Annotated in this window: 22 protein-coding genes and 1 pseudogene; 8 read left to right on the top strand and 15 right to left on the bottom strand. The window is 71.1% G+C overall.

Features of this window, described 5'->3' with window-relative positions:
• Positions 1-120: 120 nt before the first annotated feature.
• The 4 genes from AB0915_RS06845 (at position 121) to AB0915_RS06860 (ending at position 1,711) form a co-directional block, all read left to right on the top strand.
• On the top strand, positions 121-642 hold the full coding sequence (locus AB0915_RS06845) for a MarR family transcriptional regulator (protein ID WP_366690050.1): 522 nt from the start codon (positions 121-123) through the stop codon (positions 640-642).
• 62 nt (positions 643-704) lie between these two features.
• A complete protein-coding gene (locus AB0915_RS06850; RefSeq protein ID WP_366690051.1) occupies positions 705-1,199 on the top strand; it encodes a sigma factor-like helix-turn-helix DNA-binding protein in 495 nt (164 codons plus the stop codon).
• Positions 1,196-1,447 carry a hypothetical protein gene (locus AB0915_RS06855; protein WP_366690052.1) on the top strand — a complete coding sequence of 84 codons (252 nt, stop codon included), beginning with the start codon at positions 1,196-1,198 and terminating at the stop codon, positions 1,445-1,447. The genes AB0915_RS06850 and AB0915_RS06855 overlap by 4 nt, the downstream gene beginning before the upstream one ends.
• A 72-nt stretch (positions 1,448-1,519) precedes the next feature.
• Positions 1,520-1,711, top strand: a complete 192-nt coding sequence (locus tag AB0915_RS06860; RefSeq protein ID WP_366690053.1) for a DUF1059 domain-containing protein — start codon at positions 1,520-1,522, stop codon at positions 1,709-1,711.
• A 198-nt stretch (positions 1,712-1,909) separates the two neighbouring features.
• On the opposite strand, the gene AB0915_RS06865 is transcribed toward AB0915_RS06860, so the two are convergent.
• The gene (locus AB0915_RS06865; RefSeq protein WP_366690054.1) at positions 1,910-3,055 is read right to left on the bottom strand and encodes a cystathionine gamma-synthase; all 1,146 of its coding nucleotides are present in this window, start codon (positions 3,053-3,055) and stop codon (positions 1,910-1,912) included.
• Between the two features lie 67 nt (positions 3,056-3,122).
• On the opposite strand from AB0915_RS06865, the gene AB0915_RS06870 reads away from it, so the two are divergent.
• From AB0915_RS06870 to AB0915_RS06880, 3 genes are all read left to right on the top strand, one after another.
• Positions 3,123-4,226 (top strand): hypothetical protein, encoded by a 1,104-nt coding sequence (locus tag AB0915_RS06870; RefSeq protein ID WP_366690055.1) that lies wholly within the window; start codon positions 3,123-3,125, stop codon positions 4,224-4,226.
• Between the two features lie 252 nt (positions 4,227-4,478).
• Positions 4,479-5,144 (top strand): peptide-methionine (S)-S-oxide reductase MsrA, encoded by a 666-nt coding sequence (gene msrA, locus AB0915_RS06875; protein WP_366690056.1) that lies wholly within the window; start codon positions 4,479-4,481, stop codon positions 5,142-5,144.
• Between the two features lie 48 nt (positions 5,145-5,192).
• On the top strand, positions 5,193-5,582 hold the full coding sequence (locus AB0915_RS06880) for a YrdB family protein (RefSeq protein WP_366690057.1): 390 nt from the start codon (positions 5,193-5,195) through the stop codon (positions 5,580-5,582).
• Positions 5,583-5,730: 148 nt separating this feature from the next.
• Here the strand turns inward: AB0915_RS06880 and gdhA are convergent, their stop codons facing one another.
• From gdhA to AB0915_RS06930, 10 genes and pseudogenes are all read right to left on the bottom strand, one after another.
• Entirely contained in the window at positions 5,731-7,110 is a 1,380-nt protein-coding gene (gene gdhA, locus AB0915_RS06885; RefSeq protein WP_366690058.1) for an NADP-specific glutamate dehydrogenase, read from the bottom strand.
• Positions 7,111-7,381: 271 nt separating this feature from the next.
• Positions 7,382-7,552 (bottom strand): hypothetical protein, encoded by a 171-nt coding sequence (locus AB0915_RS06890; protein ID WP_366690059.1) that lies wholly within the window; start codon positions 7,550-7,552, stop codon positions 7,382-7,384.
• A gap of 95 nt (positions 7,553-7,647) precedes the next feature.
• Positions 7,648-8,637 (bottom strand): YrhB domain-containing protein, encoded by a 990-nt coding sequence (locus AB0915_RS06895; protein ID WP_366690060.1) that lies wholly within the window; start codon positions 8,635-8,637, stop codon positions 7,648-7,650.
• Positions 8,634-8,990, bottom strand: a complete 357-nt coding sequence (locus AB0915_RS06900) for a hypothetical protein (protein ID WP_366690086.1) — start codon at positions 8,988-8,990, stop codon at positions 8,634-8,636. Before AB0915_RS06900 ends, AB0915_RS06895 begins: the two co-directional genes overlap by 4 nt.
• A 71-nt stretch (positions 8,991-9,061) precedes the next feature.
• Positions 9,062-9,418: a DUF1330 domain-containing protein gene (locus AB0915_RS06905; RefSeq protein ID WP_366690061.1), complete on the bottom strand. Its 357-nt coding sequence runs from the start codon at positions 9,416-9,418 to the stop codon at positions 9,062-9,064.
• Positions 9,419-9,525: 107 nt separating this feature from the next.
• Complete coding sequence (locus AB0915_RS06910; RefSeq protein WP_366690062.1) at positions 9,526-10,038, bottom strand: hypothetical protein; 513 nt, start codon at positions 10,036-10,038, stop codon at positions 9,526-9,528.
• Positions 10,039-10,255: 217 nt separating this feature from the next.
• Positions 10,256-10,939 (bottom strand): ABC transporter ATP-binding protein, encoded by a 684-nt coding sequence (locus AB0915_RS06915; RefSeq protein ID WP_366690063.1) that lies wholly within the window; start codon positions 10,937-10,939, stop codon positions 10,256-10,258.
• A 45-nt stretch (positions 10,940-10,984) separates the two neighbouring features.
• Positions 10,985-11,452, bottom strand: a pseudogene (locus AB0915_RS06920) (ABC transporter permease); the annotation flags it as partial.
• A 223-nt stretch (positions 11,453-11,675) separates the two neighbouring features.
• Entirely contained in the window at positions 11,676-12,944 is a 1,269-nt protein-coding gene (locus AB0915_RS06925) for an Ig-like domain-containing protein (RefSeq protein ID WP_366690064.1), read from the bottom strand.
• 209 nt (positions 12,945-13,153) lie between these two features.
• A complete protein-coding gene (locus AB0915_RS06930; RefSeq protein WP_366690087.1) occupies positions 13,154-13,510 on the bottom strand; it encodes a hypothetical protein in 357 nt (118 codons plus the stop codon).
• A gap of 154 nt (positions 13,511-13,664) precedes the next feature.
• Here AB0915_RS06930 and AB0915_RS06935 point away from each other — a divergent pair, with 154 nt between their 5' ends.
• Entirely contained in the window at positions 13,665-13,946 is a 282-nt protein-coding gene (locus AB0915_RS06935; RefSeq protein WP_366690065.1) for a hypothetical protein, read from the top strand.
• A 180-nt stretch (positions 13,947-14,126) separates the two neighbouring features.
• On the opposite strand, the gene hutH is transcribed toward AB0915_RS06935, so the two are convergent.
• From hutH to AB0915_RS06955, 4 genes are all read right to left on the bottom strand, one after another.
• Entirely contained in the window at positions 14,127-15,677 is a 1,551-nt protein-coding gene (gene hutH, locus AB0915_RS06940; RefSeq protein ID WP_366690066.1) for a histidine ammonia-lyase, read from the bottom strand.
• A gap of 84 nt (positions 15,678-15,761) precedes the next feature.
• The gene (locus AB0915_RS06945) at positions 15,762-16,943 is read right to left on the bottom strand and encodes a GGDEF domain-containing protein (RefSeq protein ID WP_366690067.1); all 1,182 of its coding nucleotides are present in this window, start codon (positions 16,941-16,943) and stop codon (positions 15,762-15,764) included.
• An 86-nt stretch (positions 16,944-17,029) separates the two neighbouring features.
• A complete protein-coding gene (locus AB0915_RS06950) occupies positions 17,030-17,842 on the bottom strand; it encodes an enoyl-CoA hydratase-related protein (protein ID WP_366690068.1) in 813 nt (270 codons plus the stop codon).
• A gap of 74 nt (positions 17,843-17,916) precedes the next feature.
• Complete coding sequence (locus tag AB0915_RS06955; protein WP_366690069.1) at positions 17,917-19,089, bottom strand: adenylate/guanylate cyclase domain-containing protein; 1,173 nt, start codon at positions 19,087-19,089, stop codon at positions 17,917-17,919.
• Positions 19,090-19,613: the final 524 nt, after the last annotated feature.

Here is a 19,613-nt window from a genome sequence, read left to right on the forward strand (position 1 = left end):
CGTGCTGGTGCCGTCCTGCGTCGTTGTTCGCAGGTTTGTGCAGTGCTGGTACATGTTGCCCCGTGGCCGCGTACTCTGTCCCCCACCCATCCGAACACCGCACGAAGAGAGCCCCCGGCCATGCCCCCTCAGGACATGACGACTGCTGCGTCTCCTTCCGGGGGCGCCACCCCCGATTCCCCGGGCCCCGACCACCTCCTCGATGTTCTGCAGCACCAGGTGGCCGTCTTCGCCCGCCGTGCCGAGCAGACCCGCCTCGGCGGTGTCGGCCAGGTCCGCAACTCCATGGACCGGGCGGCGTATCTGCTGCTGAACCGACTGGACCGGGAAGGCCCGATGGGCGTCAAGGCGCTGGCCGCGGGCATGGGGATCGACTCCTCGACCGTGACCCGTCAGGTCGCGCCGCTCGTCGACACCGGTCTGGTCAAGCGGACCTCGCATCCGGAGGACGGCCGTGCGGTCGTGCTTCAGCTGTCGCCGCGCGGACACGCGCGGCTGGACGAGGTGCGTGCGTCGCGGCGGGAGCTGATGTCGCAGGTGACGGGGGAATGGACGGCGGAGGAGCGCGAGACGTTCTGCACGTTGCTGACCCGGTTCAATGCGGCGCTGGCTGCGCGGCAGCAGCAGCCCGCGGGGGGCTGACGGCTGGAATACGCCTGCCCAACCTCTTGACCCGGGGACCTTTCTGGCGCTGCGATGTGGGTGTGCGAGATCGGCAGACAGGACCTCAGCGGCGGCGCGCCCGGGAGTTCGAGACCTTTGTGGCGGGCGCCGCGGGCCGACTGCTGCATACCGCCACCCTGCTCACCGCCGAGCCCACGCAGCCGCCCGGCGCGAACGAACGGGCGCAGCGGCTGCTGACCGCCGCGCTGGCCCGCACGTACGCGGCCTGGGACGGACTGCACGGTGAGGATCCGTACGACCGCACCCGGCAGGAGCTGGCCATCCGGTTCGCCCATGAGGCGTGGCGGCACCACCGGCCGCGCGGCGGGCTATTGGATCCGCTGACCCCGCGGGAGCGGCTGGTACTCGTGCTGCGGCTGTACGAGGGGGTTGCCGAGGAGCAGACCGCCGCGTTACTGGGGCTTCCGGTGGACCGGGTCCGGGCACTCTGCAACCGGTCGGTGGCCACGATGCGCGGCACCCGCAGGCCCACGGCGCGGCGGCTGTCCGTACGACTGCTGGGGGCGGGGCCATGAGACGTCAGGACCAGAAGGAGGACCAGGTCCGGCGGATGCTGGACGCACCGCATCCGCAGGTCCCCGCCGGCCTGGCGGAGCGGGCGGCCGAGCAGGGCGGCCGGATGCTGCGGCGGCGCCGTGCGCTCCGTGTGCTGGTGATGTTCGTGCTGTGCGTGGCCGTGGTCGCGTTCACGGTGTGGGTGGTGATCGCCGAGCCCTGGCAGGTGCCGCCCACGGAGACGACCCCGCCCCTGGACGGACAGTGAAGCCCGGAAAGCCCGATTCCTGCGGATCTATCCTGGATGTGACGGCACGCCGCACGAGTCGAGGAGGCCGTCATGACCAGGAAGATCGCTGACTGCCGCAAGCACCCGAGCGTCACGAACTGCTCGCTCACCATCGCCGGTGAGGAGGAGGAAGTGGTGCGAGCGGCGACGGAACACGCGGTCTCCGTCCACGAACACGCCGACAGCCCGGAGCTGCGGGAGCAGATCCGCGCGTCGCTGGAGGACGAGAAGGTCGCCGCCTGACCCCCAGGACGCCGGGCCGGTGGGACGAGTGCCCGCCGGCCCGGTTATGCACTGTCTTCCCGGCCTGAACCGCCCCAAGGCCTGCCTCAGGCCAACCCCGTACCGGGACGCCCTAACCGGCCGGCACCCCGTGGAAACCACCCACCGAGGAACAACCCCCACGGTCCCCGCCCCGGGCCAACCCCGTACCGGGACGCCCTAGCCGAGAGCCTGCGTCAGGTCGGCCAGCAGGTCGTCCGCGGACTCGATGCCGACGGAGAGGCGGACCAGGTCGGCCGGTACCTCCAGGGCCGAGCCGGCCACGGAGGCGTGCGTCATCCGGCCCGGGTGCTCCACCAGCGACTCGACGCCGCCGAGCGACTCACCGAGCGTGAAGAGTTTGGTCCGGTTGCAGACCTCGACCGCCGCCTCCTCGCCGCCCTGGACCCGGAAAGAGACCATGCCGCCGAACGCCTTCATCTGCTTGGCGGCGATCTCGTGCCCCGGGTGCTCCGGCAGCCCCGGGTAGAGGACCTGGGTGACCTTGGGGTGCCGGGTGAGCAGCTCAGCGACCTTGGTCGCGTTCTCGCTGTGCCGGTCCATCCGGACGGGCAGCGTCTTGATGCCACGCAGCACCAGCCAGGAGTCGAACGGTCCGGCGACCGCGCCCATCGCGTTCTGGTGGTACGCCAGTTCCTCGCCGAGCTCCGCGTCGGCGGCGATCAGCGCACCGCCGACGACGTCGGAGTGGCCGCCCATGTACTTGGTCAGGGAGTGCACGACGACGTCCGCGCCGAGTGCGATCGGCTGCTGCAGATAAGGGCTGGCGAAGGTGTTGTCGACGACCAGCCGGGCACCCGCGGTGCGCGCCACGTCCGCGACCGCGGCGATGTCGGTGATGCCGAGCAGCGGGTTGGACGGCGTCTCGACCCAGATGACCTTCGTACGGTCGTTGACCGCGGCCCGGACCGCCGCCGGGTCCGAGGTGTCCGCGACGGAGTAGTCGACGCCCCACCGCTTGACGACCTTGGCGAAGAGCCGGAAGGTGCCGCCGTAGGCGTCGTTCGGGATGACGACATGGGCGCCCGGGTGGAGCACCGTGCGCAGCAGGCAGTCCTCCGCCGCGAGCCCGGACGCGAAGGCGAGACCGCGGCGGCCGCCCTCGATGGCCGCGAGGTTCTCCTCCAGTGCTGTGCGCGTCGGGTTGGCGCTGCGGCTGTACTCGTAGCCGCCGCGCAGTCCGCCGACGCCGTCCTGCTTGTACGTGGACACCTGATAGATGGGCGGAACAACGGCGCCGGTGAGGGGATCGGCGGTGTTGCCCGCGTGGATCGCGAGGGTCTCGAAGCTCTGCTGGTCGCTCATGGGGCCCGAGCGTAGTTCGTCACAGGGGTGATCCACGGCCACTGCGCCGTCCGGTGACAATGGGTGCATGGAGATTCTCTGGTTCCTGATCGCGCTGTGCATGCTCGCCGCGGTCCTCGGCCCCTTCGTGCTGCGTCGCCGCTCCGGTATCCGCCAGGTCGCGCCGGGCTCCCCCGACGCCGCCGACCCGGACACGTACGGCTTCGTCCGCCAGGAGCAGCTGGACATCCGGATGCCGGGCCCCGACCAGGACCTCCTCGATGTTCTCGACGTCGTGCAGCGCACCCAGGACTGGCGCGCGGCCTCTCAGTTGCTGGCGGGGACGCCGAAGGAGGGTGAGGTGCGGTGGCAGCGCGTGCAGGCGTTCGCCGGTGCCGCCTCACTGGAGCTGATGCAGGCCCCCGGGGTCGGTGGTGCGTGGCTGCGGTCGTGGCGCGCCCAGTCGCCGAAGGACGCGGGTGGGGCCGTGGTGCACGCCGAGTTCCTGGTCCAGCAGGCCTGGCGGTCCTCCTCCGCAGGGGCGGACGACTTCCGGATCATCCTGGAGGAGGCGCGTACGGTCTGCGGCGAGGCGGCCCTGCTGGCGCCCGGCGACCCGGTCCCGTACATCGTCGAACTGGCCGTCGCGCGTGGACTCGGCTACTCCCACGAGCAGTTCGACCAGCTCTGGGCGAAGATCATCGACCGCGCGCCGGCGCACATGGGCGCGCACATCGCCGCGTTGCACTTCTGGTGCGAGAAGTGGCACGGCTCCCGCGAGGAGGCCGAGCGGTTCGCGACGTCCGCCGCGGCCCGCGCCCCGCAGGGTTCGCTGCTGGCCGCGTTGCCGCTGTTCGCGGTGTACGAGCATCTGCCCGAGGTCAATCTGGTGCAGGGCTTCTACCGGGGCGCCGTGGTGACGAAGGCCGTCGAGGGCGCCTTGTTCGCGGTGCACGCGGCACGCCCCGACGACCCGATGCTCGCCCATGTCCGTCATCTGCTGGTGCTGTTCCTCGTCCGGATGGAACGCTGGGCGGAGGCGATGCACCAGCTCGTCCACATCGACGGGCACGTGGGCGCGCTGCCGTGGACGCAGAACCCCGACCCGGCCGCCGAGTACACGGTCTACCGGGCGCTGGCGGTCGCCGGGTACGAGGCGAACGGCGGCAGCCCGGCGACACTGCCCCGGTGACGCGGGGCCGGTTCCGCCCTGGTCGGCCCGTGTTCCGCCGCTGGCTCCGGCTGTCGCCGACGCATCGACAGCGCCCCGTGGACGCACTCCGGGGACCCGGAGAAGCGCTACGTCCAGCTCGCGGCTTCGGCGCCGCACAGGTCCTGGCGGCGGGCGGGAACTGACCGGTGCGACGCGGCGGGGGCGCCGGAATCCGCGGCGGCCCCGCCGCGTTGTACGGGCTGCACACGCCTACCCCGGAGGAGCCCCCGCATGTTCCTGCACCGCCGCACCCCACAGCTCCCCACCCCGGAGGAAGCCCTGCGCGGCCGCCCCACCCCCGAATTCACCGTCCCGTCCCGCCACACGGTCCTCGGCAATCCGCTGCTGGGCCCGTACCCGGACGGCCTGGAGGTCGCGGACTTCGCGCTGGGCTGTTTCTGGGGTGCCGAGCGCACGTTCTGGCAGATGGACGGCGTCTGGACGACGCTCGCCGGCTACCAGGGCGGCTATACGGAGAACCCCGCGTACGAAGAGGTCTGCTCGGGCCTGACGGGGCACACGGAAGCGGTCCGCGTCGTCTTCGACCCGAAGATCGTCACGTACTCCGAGCTGCTGAAGCTCTTCTGGGAGTCCCATGACCCGACGCAGGGTTTCCGCCAGGGCAACGACGTGGGTACGCAGTACCGCTCGGCGATCTACACCCACTCCCCCGAGCAGGAGGCGGCGGCGGCCGCGTCCCGCGAGGCGTACCAGAAGGTCCTGACGGCGTCCGGCCACGGCGAGATCACCACGGAGATCCTCCCGGCGAAGGGCCGCACGTTCTGGCCTGCTGAGGCATATCACCAGCAGTACCTCGACAAGAACCCGGCGGGCTACTGCGGGATCGGCGGGACGGGCGTATCGTGCCCGATCGGTGTCGCGCCCGCGGACGGCTGACCTGCCGCCCGCCGTCTCGCGGACCTGCCTGAGGAGGAATCCCACCCGATGACAAGCGACGGCCTCGACAGCCTGGCCACGATGCGCGGCCGCCCCTGGTTCATGGCCAACGAACTCCTGGCGTTCGTCGTCGAGTTGGCGGCGCTGGCGTGCCTGTCGTGGTGGGGCTTCACGGCCGGCGGCTCCACCGCTGCCCGGTGGCTGCTGGGGCTCGGCACACCGGCGGTGGCCATCGTGGTGTGGGGGCTGTTCGCCGCTCCTCGCGCCCGGGTCCGGCTTCCGCTGTGGGGCGTCCTGCTAGTAAAGGCGGTGGTGCTCGGCGGCGGGGTGTACGCGCTGTACCGCGTGGGTCATCCGGTGGCGGCGGCGGTGGCCGGCGTCGTAGTGGTCGTGAACACGGGACTGGCCGAGTTCTTCCGGCGCCGGCCCGCGCGGTGACGAGGCTCAGGGCCTCTCGCGTTCGGATCACGCCGGGCTCGCGGGGCCCGATCCGAGAGACTCGCGGGGCCTGATCCGAAGGAAAGAGCCCTGACGCCACCGGCCCCGCCGCGGAGGCGGCGGGGCCGGTGGTGCGTACGGCGCGGAATCAGATGAGACCCTGCGCGAGCATGGCGTCCGCGACCAGTTCGAAACCGGCGATGTTCGCGCCGACCACGTAGTTGCCGGGGCTGCCGTAGCGCTCCGCCGTGGTGAAGCAGGAGTCGTGGATGTGGCGCATGATCTCCGCGAGCCGCTCCTCGGTGTGCGCGAAGGTCCATGAGTCGCGCGACGCGTTCTGCTGCATCTCCAGCGCGCTGGTGGCCACCCCGCCCGCGTTGGCGGCCTTGCCGGGGGCGAAGGCGACACCCGCTTCCTGGAGGACCCGCACGGCCTCCGGGGTGGTGGGCATGTTGGCGCCCTCGGCGACCGCCTGCACCCCGTTGCGTACGAGCGTCAGCGCATCGGCCTCGTGGAGTTCGTTCTGCGTGGCACACGGCAGGGCCACGTCGCAGGGGACGTTCCACACGCCCGTACCGGCGACGAATCCGACATGCGCGCCGCGCCGCTGCGCGTACTCCGAGATCCGGCCGCGACCGGCCTCCTTGACCTCCTTGAGCAGGGCGAGGTCGATGCCCTTCTCGTCGACGACATAACCGTCGGAGTCGGAGCACGTCACCACGGTCGCGCCGAGCTGCTGGGCCTTCTCGATCGCGTAGATCGCGACATTGCCGGAGCCCGACACGACGACCCGCCGGCCGTCGAGGGATCCACCCCGGCTCCTGAGCATCTCGTCGGTGAAGAGCACACAGCCATAGCCGGTGGCCTCGGTCCGCGCCTGGGCGCCGCCCCAGCCCAGGCCCTTTCCGGTGAGCACACCGGACTCGTACCGGTTGGTGATCCGCTTGTACTGGCCGAACAGGTAGCCGATCTCGCGGCCGCCGACGCCGATGTCACCGGCCGGGACGTCCGTGTACTCGCCCAGATGACGGTGGAGTTCGGTCATGAACGACTGGCAGAACCGCATGACCTCGGCGTCGGAGCGGCCCTTCGGGTCGAAGTCGGCGCCGCCCTTGCCACCGCCGATCGGCATTCCGGTGAGGGCATTCTTGAAGATCTGCTCGAATCCGAGGAACTTCACGATGCCGAGGTCGACCGAGGGGTGGAAGCGCAGCCCGCCCTTGTACGGTCCCAGGGCGCTGGAGAACTCGACCCGGAAGCCGCGGTTCACATGGATGTGGCCGGAGTCGTCCGACCACGGCACGCGGAAGATGAGCTGACGCTCCGGCTCACAGATGCGCTCGATGATCCGGGCGTCCACGAACTCCGGTCGCTGCGCCAGGACCGGGCCGAGCGTCTCAAGGACTTCCCGTACCGCCTGATGGAACTCGCTCTCGCCCCGATTGCGCCGCAGGACCTCCGCGTACAGCGGCTCGATGACACGGATCTCGGCTGCGTGCGGCTCCGAGGAAACAGGGATGGCCGGCATCTGATCAAGACCTTCCATGGGTCGGCAACATGCGCGAAGGCGCCCCCGTCCCCAGGGGCACCGCCGGTCCCCCTCCCCATTGAGGACGTCACCCAGACAATGTGAGAAGCGCACTCACCAATGCGACGTACAGGACCGCTGTGACGTATCGAGTGTCCCAGGGAAGTCGCAAGATCCTCGGCCGCATCCACATACTGAGCCCTTCCCGAGCCTTCCGGCACCGGGCGTGTGGCGCAATCCGCACCGGATGCGGCCGGTCGGGGCGGAGGGATCAGGCCTCCTGGCGCCTGTCCCGCAGCATCCACAGCCCCACGCCGGACGCGAGGACGACCACGCCCGAGACGACGCTCAGGGCGATGTGCAGTCCGGTGTCCTCCATCAGGTTGAGGCCGACATTGGCGACGACTGCGAGACAGAGCACGAGCCAGAGCAGCGGCTTCATGGGGTTCCCTCCGTGGTTGATCCGACGTGATCCATTCTCCAGAGCGGGGCGCGCGGCAGCGAGGGACCCCTCCCCCGGAACGGGGGTGTAGTCAGCTACACCGCGCTCAGAGCCTGCAGCTCCTCTGGGCTCAGCCGCGGCGGCTGCCAGCCGAGGGCGGCCGCGTGGGCGAGGAAGCGTTCGTCGACGGCGAGGTGGTAGGTCTCGACGTAGTACGAGAGGTCGGAGCGCCAGAACCAGGTGCCGTCCGTGTGGATGCACTTAGCGGCGATCAGGGTCCCGTCTCCGCGCAGCTCGTCGTACCAGGCCGACGAGGCTGCGGCGAGGACATTCCCGGCGCGCAGATAGGCGGCCAACTCGCCCTCGTACGGGCGCGGTTCGAGGCAGGCGACATCATGCATGCTCGGGCCGGAGCCGTCGCTGCTCAGTTCGCGGTACCGGCCGATGAAGCGGGGGTCCTCGGTCCCGGCGGCGGGCGTGGCTGGATCCGGGTCCGGGTCCGGTGGAGGCGAGGAGGGCGTCAGGGGACCGGTGAGGGTCCTGATGCCCAAGGTCGGGGTGAGGTACGAGACCGGTTCGAGCGCCGCGGTTGCGAGCGCAAGCAGGGCCGGCGGCGGAGCGGCTCCGTGGAGCAGGGCCGCGAGGTAGGCCTTGGCCTGCGGGTAGTCGAGCGCCGGAACACGACGCCGGAGGAGCCGCAGGGCGGCGACCCGCCCGGTCAAGGCGGCCGCGTCCCGCACCTCGTCGGCCAGCAGAGCGGCCGCGCCGGGCAGGCGCTCCCCGCGGATGCGGGTCCGGTACTCCGGCTCCCAGGCCTCCGTCACGGCGTCGACGACGCCTATGGAGTGCAGGCTGCCGTCCATCCGGTCGACGAGGTAGGGGCCGTTGCCGACGAGCATGTATGCGCTGTCGCCGGTGCGGAGGAACTCCGCCGACTGGTAGCTGACGATCCAGCACAGCTCGTGCCGTTCAACATCGGATATCTGTACGTGGAGCCGTGACGGACCGGCAGGCAGCCGCATCCCCGGGAACTCCCGTTCCAGCTCCGCCGCCACGAGCCGGACGGCCTCCTCGCGGCCGATCATGCGTCGCCGTCCTCGTCGCCCTGGTCGAACGGTGTGAGGCTCCACCGGAACCGGGCCCGCTCACCGTCGATGTGCAGCAGGAACTCGGCGACCGGGCCGTCGTCCGGGCAGACCAGGGTCAGGCTCCGGGAGATCTCGTCGTATGCCGCCTCCCAGGCGGCCGATGCCTCCGGCCCCTCGTCGATGCGGTCGATCAGGGCCAGCTCGCGTGCGAAGAGCGGGCGCAGCGACTCGAACCCGGGGCCCGGGACGAACCGCCCCCGCAGCCAGGGGAAGTCATGGCCGTCGATCACGATGTCGCCGACCGGCTCCGGGCCGCGCAGCAGCCTCCAGATGTCGCCCTCGAAGCCCATGCCCCGTTCCCGCCCCTCGCGTCGGCTGTCACCGGCCACGGGTCACCGTACGGGTTCCGGGCCGTTGCCCGTCAGGCATTTGCGGCCGCTGCCGCCGCCCGCATCGCGGCCGCGGTCGCCGCCGCGTCGTACTCCGGTCCGACGCCTTCGACGAGCACCGCATCACCCGCTACGTTCCGGGTCCGCAGCGGCAGCAGCTCCCGGTAGGCGTCCGACTCGTACCAGCCGCGGGCAGCCGCCATGCTCGGGAACCCGATGATGACGAGCGCACCCGGCCACTCGCCCTCGATGACCTCGACCTGCGCGCCATGGACGAGGAAGCGGCCGCCGAAGGGATCCATGGTCGACTGGATGCGCTCGATGTAGGTGAGAACCTCCTCGCAGGGGTGGGCGGCGGGGTGCAGGTGGGCTATGGCGTATGCGGTCATGGTCTCGCCCTCCGAGATCTGCGTGCTGCCGTGGCTCCGTCAGCTGGTGTGCACCATGCTGCCCGGGGGCGTACGGGGCGTCGATTACCTTCGGCGTAGGGGCGGGCTCAGTCGGTGATGCCCAGGTCCTCCCGCATCAGCTCCCGCATCGTGTCGAGGAACGGACTCGCCGCCCTCAGGTTCTCCAGGATCCGGGCCACGGTCTCGCCGTCGCGGGCGAGACCGCGGTCCAGGCGTTTGACAGCCCCGTCGGCGTTCGCGAGGACCTGGTTGAGGTCGCGGGAGGCCTGCAGGATCCGCTCCGGGACGATCATCTGCGCCTCGGCGTAGCGGTCGCGGTGGTCGAGGCGGGCTTCTTCGAGCTGGGCGCGCTCCTGTTCCGTATAGACGCCGTCCCTGATCCGGTGCAGGGCGTCCTTGAGGAGTGTGTGGAACTGCCGGGAGGCCCGGTTCATGGCCGTGTACTGGGCGCGCCGCTCCTCGAACCTCCGCCGCGTGTCGGCCAGTTGGGCCTCCGCCTGGCGCTCCCGTGCGGTCATCCGCTGCGCGAGCATCGGCGCGAACAGGGTGCCGAGCACACCGACGACTGCGGTGATCATGGCGGTGATGGCAGCGGTCATGACTGCGAGATTAATGCGATGAGCGAACGGGAGCGGGCGTGATGGTGCCATGGCGCCGCTTACGCGGCCGCGTACCGGACCGCCTACGGAAGCGTCACCGTCGTGCAGAGGCAACGGTGTTGGCGCCGTCGCCCCTGTCCAGAGGGCCGGTGTGTCCGTCCGGTGTGTCCGTGCGTCACACATCCGCGTCCGTACGCCGCACCTTGGCGCCCGTACGTCAGGCCGCCGCGTTCTCCGTGATCGTGACGCGGCCCTTGCGGATGGTCGCCAGCCGCGGCGCCCTGCGGGCGATCGCGCTGTCGTGGGTGACCATGATGAAGGTCAGCCCGTGCTCCTTCCACATCGTCTCCAGCACCTCCATGACCTCGTCGCGCATCGACTCGTCGAGGTTGCCGGTGGGCTCGTCGGCGAGCAGCACCTTCGGCTGCTTGACCAGGGCCCGTGCGATCGCCACACGCTGCTGCTGCCCGCCGGACATCTCGCTCGGGAGGTGTCCGAGCCGTTCGCCGAGTCCGACGGAGTCCAGCGCCCGGGCGGCCCGCCTGCGCCGCTCCGCAGGCCTGGCGCCCAGCGGGACGAGCGCCGTCTCGACGTTCTCCTGCGCGGTCAGCGTCGGGATGAGGTTGAAGCTCTGGAAGACGAAGCCGATGTTCTGCGCGCGTACCTTGGTGAGCTTGGCCTCGCTGAGCTTCGCGAGGTCCACACCGTCGAGTTCGACGCTGCCGGCCGTCGGGCGGTCCAGACCGCCGAGCATCTGCAGCAGCGTGGACTTGCCGCCGCCGGTGGGGCCCTGGATGACCAGGCGTCCGCCGTCCTCGATGGTCAGATCGACGCCGGCGAGCGCATCGACGGTGGACTTGCCGCGGGTGTAGCGCTTGGTGACGCCGCTGAGCGTGTACATGGGTCAACTCCTGCTGGGCTGAAAGGGGTGGGGCTCGCGGGCGGGCTATTCGACGCGGCGCAGCGCGTCCGCGGGGCGCAGCCGGGAGGCCCGCCAGCCGCCGAACGCGCCGGCGATCAGTCCGCCCGCCACGGCCAGCGCGACGGCGACGAGGATGGTGGAGAGGGAGACGGGTGCGGTCAGCGCGATGTCGAGGGACTTGGCCGCCGCCTGCCGGACCGGGCCGCCCATGCCGCCGGGGCCGCCGGCCATGCCGCCACCGCCGCCCGAGCCGCCGAGCTGCGCGGTGAGGGTGGGGCTGATGACCGTCACGATGTACGCGCCGGCCAGACCGACCGCGATGCCGAGGACACCACCCATCAGACCGTTGACGAGGGCCTCGCCGACGACCTGTCGGGTGACCCGGCCGCTTTTCCAGCCGAGCGCCTTCAGCGTGCCGAACTCCCTCACCCGGCGGCTGACCGCGGAGGAGGTGAGCAGTCCCGCGACCAGGAAGGCGGCGACGAGGACGGAGGTAGGTGAAGAACATGGCGCGACGCTATGGACGGGTTGTGATGGCGGGTTAAGGCCGCGATGAGATCCGGATGAGAACACTTCCGGACGACGAAGGCGGCGGCACCGGGGATCCGAGGGGATCCGGGGTGCCGCCGCCTTGCGTACGTACGTGGCGTCGGGGATTGCGCGGGTACGCGGTCGAGCATGGGATACGGAGGGCGTCCGGGGACGCCCTCCGGGGTCAGGCTGCGGAGCCTGCCTGCCAGTCGGCCCAGCTCATGTTCCAGCCGTTGAGGCCGTTGTCGGGGGTGATGGTCTTGTCCGGAGAGTTCTTGACGATGACCACGTCGCCGACGAGCGAGTTGTTGTAGAACCACGCGGCGGGCTGGTTGGCGTCGCTCGCACCCTTGACGTCGGGGAGGCCGACGCAGCCGTGGCTGGTGTTGGCGCTGCCGAAGACCGACCGCGCGCCCCAGTAGTTGCCGTGGATGAACGTGCCCGACGAGGACAGCCGCATGGCGTGCGGCACGTCCTTGATGTCGTACTCGCCCTTGCCGTCGGCGTCGGTGAAGCCGACCGTCGCACCGTTCATCCGGGTCTCCTTGAACTTCTCGGAGATCACCATCTGACCGTTGTACGTCGGGTTGGCCGGGGAACCGGCCGAGATCGGGATCGTCTTGATCGTCTTGCCGTCCTGGGTGACGGTCATCATCTTCGTGCCGGCGTCGACCGTCGAGACCTGGTTGCGGCCGACCTTGAAGGTGACCGTCTTCTGCTGCACACCGAAGACGCCGTTCGAGCCCTCGACGCCGTCCAGCGCCAGCTTCAGCGTGACGGTGGAGCCGCCCGTCCAGTACTGCTCGGGGCGCAGGTCCAGACGCTGTGAGTTGAACCAGTGGCCGACGACCTGCTGGCCGCTGCTGGACGTCACGGTGATCCCGGCCTGGACGGCCTTCTGGTTCGTGATCGGCTTGTTGAAGTTGATCGAGACCGGCATGCCGACGCCGACCGTGGAGCCGTCCTCGGGGGTGAAGTTCCCGATGAAGCTGTTGGCGGGCGACACGGTGGTGAACGAGGAGTTCTCGTGAGCCTCGCGGCCCTTCGAGTCCTTGGCCGTTGCGTTGATCTTGTAGGTGGTCGAGCGCTCCAGCTGCCCGTTCGGCTGCCAGCTCGTGCCGTCGGCCGCCAGGGTGCCCTGGACGCTCGCGCCGGCCGCCGTGGTCATGGTGACCTCGGTCAGCTTGCCCTTGGCCACGGTGACCTTGGCGTCGTTGTTGATGCTGGCGTTGGTCGCGCCGTTCTTCGGCGAGATCGCTATCTGCGCCTCCGAAGCGTCCTGGGCCGCAGCCTTGTCGACCTCTGCCGCCTGCGACTTCTTCGAGCTCCCGGCGCTGCCGCCCTTGTCGCCGCCGTCGCTGCAGCCGGTGAGCACCAGAACGCCGCCGAGCAGTGCGGACGCGGCCATCAGGCCCCTGCGTCGTTTGCTGTCCGTCATCACACGCTTCTCCATCGTTGCCGTATCCCCCATAACCCCGCACAGAGCCGCCGGCCGGCGGTACCCCGTCAATGTTCCAGGAACACCCGGGAGGGAGCCCTCCGTTCCGCATCCGTCAAAGATGTGGGGAACACCACTCATCGACGCAGCCGTGACGGCTGTGGTTCCAGAGGCTGAACACCTGGTGGCCCCGGCCCACCGGAAACGGGCCGGGGCCGGTGTGTTCACCGGCTGGACCGCTGTTCCCCGTCGTCGTCTTCCTCCCCATTGTGCGCGACATCGTCGTCGTCCTCGTCACCGTAACCCTCGTCGTCGAGGTCCCAGGCGTCCGGTTCCTCGGGGTCGTAGTCGATGGTCTCGCTGGTCCAGGAGGCCTGGGCCAGCTCGACCCCCGGTACCTCGCCGACCAGATCGAACGGGTCGATGAGGGAGGCGAGGGCCTCCGCACCGTCTTCCCGGACCGCGGACTCGGCATACATGCGCTCCTCGGCCGACTCGCCGCCGGGCTCGGCGTATTCGGCGTCGATGCTCTCCAGTGCCGTACCGCTGAGGGCGTCCTGGTCTGTGATCTCCAACACCATCTCCACGCGAAGACGAACAAACCGTGATGTCTCTGAAGTACTCATACGCCGGAGCGTAGGGCCAAAGGCTCCCCCGGCTTTCCCGCGACCCGCTGCTTTCATTAGCATCGGCGCACCCGGCTAACTCACTGCTGTCACAAGGGGGATCGATTCCGTGGCCATGGCCCGCCGTCCGCTCCTGACCGCCACCGCGGCGGCCACGCTGTTGTGCGCCCTGTGGTTCGTCCCGTCGGCCAACGCGACGGACGAAGCCGCCGGTGCGGCCGGTACGCCGAGCCGACCGGCGGTCATGAACGCCGGGGACGAGGTGTCCGGGCCGGCGCTCGCCGAGACCGGGTCCGGGGTCGACACCACTCCGTATCTGATCGGTGGCACAGCGTTCCTGACCATCGGCGCAGCGTTCGTCGCCCATGCGGGGCGCCGCGCGGGCGCCTAGGGCGTGTTTCGATCACCGGACGGGCTTGAGGGACAGGCCCCTCCGCAGATCCGCCGGATGCCCCAGGGGGCCGCAAGACATCGCCGTCCGCCCGAAGCAGGGCGCCGGGATCCCCGAGCAGCGGAGCCACTTGGGCATCCCGGCAACTCTGCGGGCCGGGCGGGACTTTGCGGACGTGCCCTACGCCAGTGCCCCGGTGACCGGCTCCACCGCAGCCACCAGCTTTCCGCTCCGAACGAACGCGTCCGCGGCAGCCAGATCCGGTGACAGGAACCGGTCCGGGCCGGGCCCCTCGACGCCGGCCGCCCGCAGCGCGTCGATCGCGGCGAGGGACGCGGGCGCCGGGGCGAGGCCCTGGGCGGCGCGCAGTTCGATGGCGCGGGTCGCCGCGTACAGCTCGACGGCGATGATCCGGCCGAGGTTCTCCACCGCGGTACGGAGCTTGCGCGCCGCCGACCAGCCCATGGAGACGTGGTCCTCCTGCATCGCGGAGGACGGGATCGAGTCCGCCGACGCCGGGACCGCGAGCCGCTTCATCTCGCTGACCAGGGCGGCCTGCGTGTACTGGGCGATCATCAGACCCGAGTCGACACCGGCGTCGTCGGCGAGGAACGGCGGCAGCCCGTGCGAACGGTTCTTGTCCAGCAGCCGGTCCGTGCGGCGCTCGGTGATCGAGCCGAGGTCGGCGGCGACGATCGCCAGAAAGTCGAGTACGTACGCCACCGGGGCGCCGTGGAAGTTGCCGTTGGACTCGACGCGGCCGTCCGGCAGGACGACCGGGTTGTCGACGGCGGAGGCCAGCTCGCGGTCGGCGACGATCCCGGCGTACGCGAGGGTGTCCCGCCCGGCGCCGTTGACCTGGGGCGCGCACCGCACGGAGTAGGCGTCCTGGACGCGGGGCGCGTCGTCCTGGTGATGACCGGTGAGGCCGGACCCGGAGAGCACCCGCAGCATGTTGTCGGCGCTGACGCCCTGGCCCGGGTGCGGGCGGATGGCGTGCAGCTCCGGGGCGAGGACCTTCTCCGTGCCGAGCAGTGCCTCCAGGCTGAGCGCGGCGGTGATGTCGGCGGAGGTGTAGAGGTTCTTCAGGTCGGCGAGGGCCATCACGAGCATGCCGAGCATGCCGTCGGTGCCGTTGAGGAGGGCGAGGCCCTCCTTCTCGCGCAGTTCGACAGGGGCGATGCCGTGCGCGGCGAGGAGCTCACCGGCCGGGCGTACGACACCGTCGGGACCCTCGGCGTCGCCCTCGCCCATCAGCGTCAGGGCGCAGTGCGAGAGGGGTGCCAGGTCGCCGGAGCAGCCGAGCGAGCCGTACTCGTGCACGACGGGGGTGATGCCCGCGTTCAGTACGTCGGCCATGGTCTGGGCAACCTCGGGGCGTACGCCGGTGTGGCCGGAGCAGACCGTCTTCAGGCGCAGGAACATCAGCGCCCGCACGACCTCGCGCTCGACGCGCGGGCCCATCCCGGCCGCGTGCGAGCGGACGATGTTGCGCTGGAGCTGGGCCCGCAGGTCGGGGCTGATGTGCCGGCTGGCGAGCGCACCGAAGCCGGTGGAGACGCCGTAGACCGGCTCGGGCTTGGCGGCCAGCGCGTCCACGATCTCGCGGGCGGCGGCGAGTGCGCTGACTGCGGCTGCGGAGAGCTCGACGCGGGCTCCCGCGCGAGCCACGGCGATGACGTCCTCTGCGGTGGTACCGGACGTCCCCACCACGACTGTGTGCATATCCATATTCAGAAGCGTACGGACTGAATCTCTCCATGTCACTAGTGATCGTGCGGCTGACCCCTTACCGATCGTGGTTCCGCGCGAGCGCTACGGACGGCTGCCGCGCAGCCGACGGCGGTCATGAGCGGACTTCGGCGGCGAGTCGGCCAGCCGGATGACCTCGCCGTCCCGCCCCGCCACCACCGGTTTCGTCGAGCGGGCCGCCTTCGCCCGATACTGGGCGGCGTCCGCCAGCCGGAAGAGCCGCCGGGCCGAGACCACCGGACCGATCGGGTCGCCGGTCGACGCGATCCCGCAGGCGACCCCGTCACCGTGCTCCAACCCCGATGCCCGGTCGCAGAGTTCGGCGGCCACCCGGATCACCTCGTCCGCCTCGGGGCCCACGGCGAGCAGACAGAACTCATCACCGCCGAGCCGGGCCGCGAGCGCGCCCGGCAGCATCGCGCCACACCGTGACAGCACCGAGCCGAAACGTTCCAGCAGTCGGTCGCCGACCGCGTGGCCGAGCGTGTCGTTGACCTCTTTCAGGCCGTTCAGGTCGCAGACGACCAGGCTGACCACCGCGCCGTCGGCATGGTGCCGTTCCACCGCCTCGTCGAGCCGCGCATCGACGAGGCGACGGTTGGCCAGCCCCGTCAGCGGGTCGGTGAAGGCGAGCCTGCGGACCTCTTCGAGGCGCTCGGTCTGGGAGATCCCGGCGGCGACGACGGCTGCCAGCACGGTCGCGAAGTCCGCGTCCTCCCGCCCGAACACCGGCGCCCCCACCGGTCGCGCCACATAGAGCTCACCCCAGGCCCGCCCGTGCAGCACGATCGGCGCGACCACACAGCAGCCGCGCCGGCGGCGCCGCAGAGCGGCCACGCGCTCATGGCGGTAACCGCTCCCGGGCCCGCCCGCACCCGCCGATTCCACGTCGGACGCGACACCGTCCTCACCGACCGGCCCGTCGGCCGTCTCCACCCAGGCGTCCGGTTCGCCGCCCCCCGCCCACCGCTCGTGCAGGAACTCGGTGATCTCCGGGAACTCGTGCACCGGGTACGTCTCCTCGTCGGGGAACTCCTCCTCCCCTTCGGCCCGTTCACCCGCGTTCACCAGCACCCGGAGCCGCCCCGGCCCGCGCTCCCACACGGAGAGCGCGGCGAAACTGCCGCCCAACGCCTCGCACGCCCCCAGTGCGGCCGCCCGCCAGGACTCGCGCGGGGCCTGCGCCGCAGCCATCGACTGCGCAAGCGATACGACGGCCCGCAGCCGCACATCTTCACCACCCATCGTTACATCGTATGTAGATCTGTGGTGATTTGATCAATTTGAAGCCACGAATCTCCTGCTCTGCGCGTCGAAGTCACGACGTACCGTTACTCGCCGGGCCAGTTCGGCTTCCGCTTCTCGTTGAACGCGGCCACGCCCTCGGCCCGGTCCCCGGAGAAGGCCACCGAGCGCCAGGCCGCGTCCTCCACTTCCAGTCCGGCCCGCAGATCGAGCCCGTGTCCGAGCCGTAGCGCACGCTTCGCAGCGCGCAGACCCACCGGCGAGTTGGCCGCGATCCGCCCGGCGAGCGCGAGCGCCTGCGTCCGGTCATCCCCGGCCTCCACCAGCTCGTCGACGAGGCCCAACTCCCTTGCCTCCGCGGCCTCCACCCGCCGGGCGGTGAAGACCAGCTCGGCGGCGCGCGCCGCCCCGATCCGGCGCGGCAGCAGCTGGGTGCCGCCGCCCCCCGGGATGACGCCGACCGACACCTCCGGCAGCCCCACCACGGCGGTCCGGTCGGCGACGATCAGATCGCAGGAGAGAGCCAGCTCGAATCCGCCGCCGAGGGCGAACCCGTGCACGGCGGCGACCGTCGGCATCGGCAGGTCGAGGACGCCGGTGTAGGCGGCACGGGCAGTGGGCCGCTGCCGCACCAGCTCGGCGTCGGTGAAGGAGTTCCGCTCCTTGAGGTCCGCGCCCACACAGAAGGCGCGCTCGTGGCTGGAGGTGAGAACGGTGACCCGTACGGCGGGGTCGGCGGCGAGCGCCGCACAGGCGGCACCGATCGAGCGGGCCATGTCCGTGGACACGGCGTTCATGGCCTTGGGCCGGTCCAGAACCAGTTCGGCGACATGGTCCTGGCCCTCGTGGACCCGTACGACGACGAACTCCCCGAACCGCTGCTCGGACGTGACGGTCATGACTGCACCCCTCCGGTTAACGAGCGTTATCGGAGGGATCTTAGGGGGATCCTGGGGGGTGTCCGCGAGTGCGGTCAGGACGTACCGCGCCGGGCCAGCAGCCACGGCTCCACCACGCCGAGCCCACGCACCGGCCGCTGCCACATCGGCTGCAGCCCGTACCGGTACTTCGGCACGGCCGTCGGCTCCATGCCGCCCTCGCGCTCCTTCTCGGCCGCCGCGGCCTCCTCCGCCGCCTGCGCCTCGGAGGCCGGGGCGTCGCCCTTACGCGTCAGCTCCTCCGCGAACGCGCCGTCCACCAGCACGGCGTCCTTGGGCGCTATCGAGGTGAGCCGGCTGGCGAGGTTCACCGTCGTACCGAAGACATCGCCCATCCGGGTCGTGACGGTGCCGAACGCGATGCCGACGCGGAGCGCGGGCATCGTCTCGTCCTGGGTCATCGCCTCTATCAGGCGCAGCGCGATCTCGGCCGCCGTGCGCGCGTCGTCGGCGGCGAAGAGGACCTCGTCACCGAGGGTCTTGATGAGCCGGCCGCCGTGCGCGGCGACCAGGTCGGCGCAGGTCGTCTCGAACGACTCGACGAGCTCGCCGAGCTCCTCCTCCTCCAGCCGCCGGGTCAGCCGGGTGAAGCCGACCAGGTCCGCGAAGCCGACGGCGAACCTGCGGTCCACCATCTCGTCGTCGTCGGCCGCCTGCACCACCCGGCCGGTCGCGGCGGCGAGCTGGCGCCGCCAGACATAGATGAGGAACTCCTCCAGCTCCGGCAGGAGCAGCTCCATCAGGGGATACGTGACCTCGGTGCGGGTCATGCCGGGCTCGGGCGGCTCGGTCAGCCCCTCCAGGAAGGAATCGATCTGCCATTCCGCCAGCCGGGCGGTGGTCTGTCCGGTGGACCGGGCGACCTGCACCGCCATGGGCTCGCTGAGCAGTCCCGCCTCCACGAGTCCGGCGAGCCGCCGCAGCGCCAGCACGTCCGCCTCGGTGAGCGCCTTCGCCTGCCCGATGTCGGCGAACCCCATGGCCCGCCAGAACCGCGACGCCAGGTCCATCGAGACACCGGCGGTGCGGGCCGCCTGGAACGGGGTGTAGCGGCGGTCGGCCCCCAGGATCAACTGTTCCAGCCGGATCGCGAGGGGATCGTCGGTCGGTTCCGCCGTGTGGTCGACTTCGTGATGCGGCGTCGCGTGGACCGAGGGTTCCGATGGAGGCTCCGCGCCCGCGCCGGAGCTCGTGTCGTCGACGGTCACCAGCCGCCTCCTGCCCGTTCCCTGCGCACTGCCCTGCCGATCTGTCGGTGGATCGCCTCAACGATACGGCAGGTGTGCGCTACCTCACTAAATGAGGGCGCCCGGGTACGGGGTCGGCCCGGGCCGGGGGCGTGGGTGGCTGCTCCCCGGTGGGTGGTCTCCACGGGGCCGACGGCCGGACCGGGCACCCGGGTACGGGGTCGGCCCGGGCCGGAGGCGTGGGGGCTGCTCCCCGGTGGGTGGTTTCCACGGGGCCGACGGCCGGACCGGGCGCCCGGGTACGGGGTCGGCCCGGGCCGGGGGCGTGGGTGGCTGCTCCCCGGTGGGTGGTTTCCACGGGGCCGACGGCCGGACCGGGCACCCGGGTACGGGGTCGGCCCGGGCCGGGGGCGTGGGTGGCTGCTCCCCGGTGGGTGGTTTCCACGAGGCCGACGGCCGGACCGGGCACCCGGGTACGGGGTCGGCCCGCGCCGGGGGCGTGGGTGGCTGCTCCCCGGTGGGTGGTTTCCACGGGGCCGACGGCC

This window comes from Streptomyces sp. NPDC048411, assembly GCF_040704695.1.
Classification (GTDB): Bacteria; Actinomycetota; Actinomycetes; order Streptomycetales; family Streptomycetaceae; genus Streptomyces.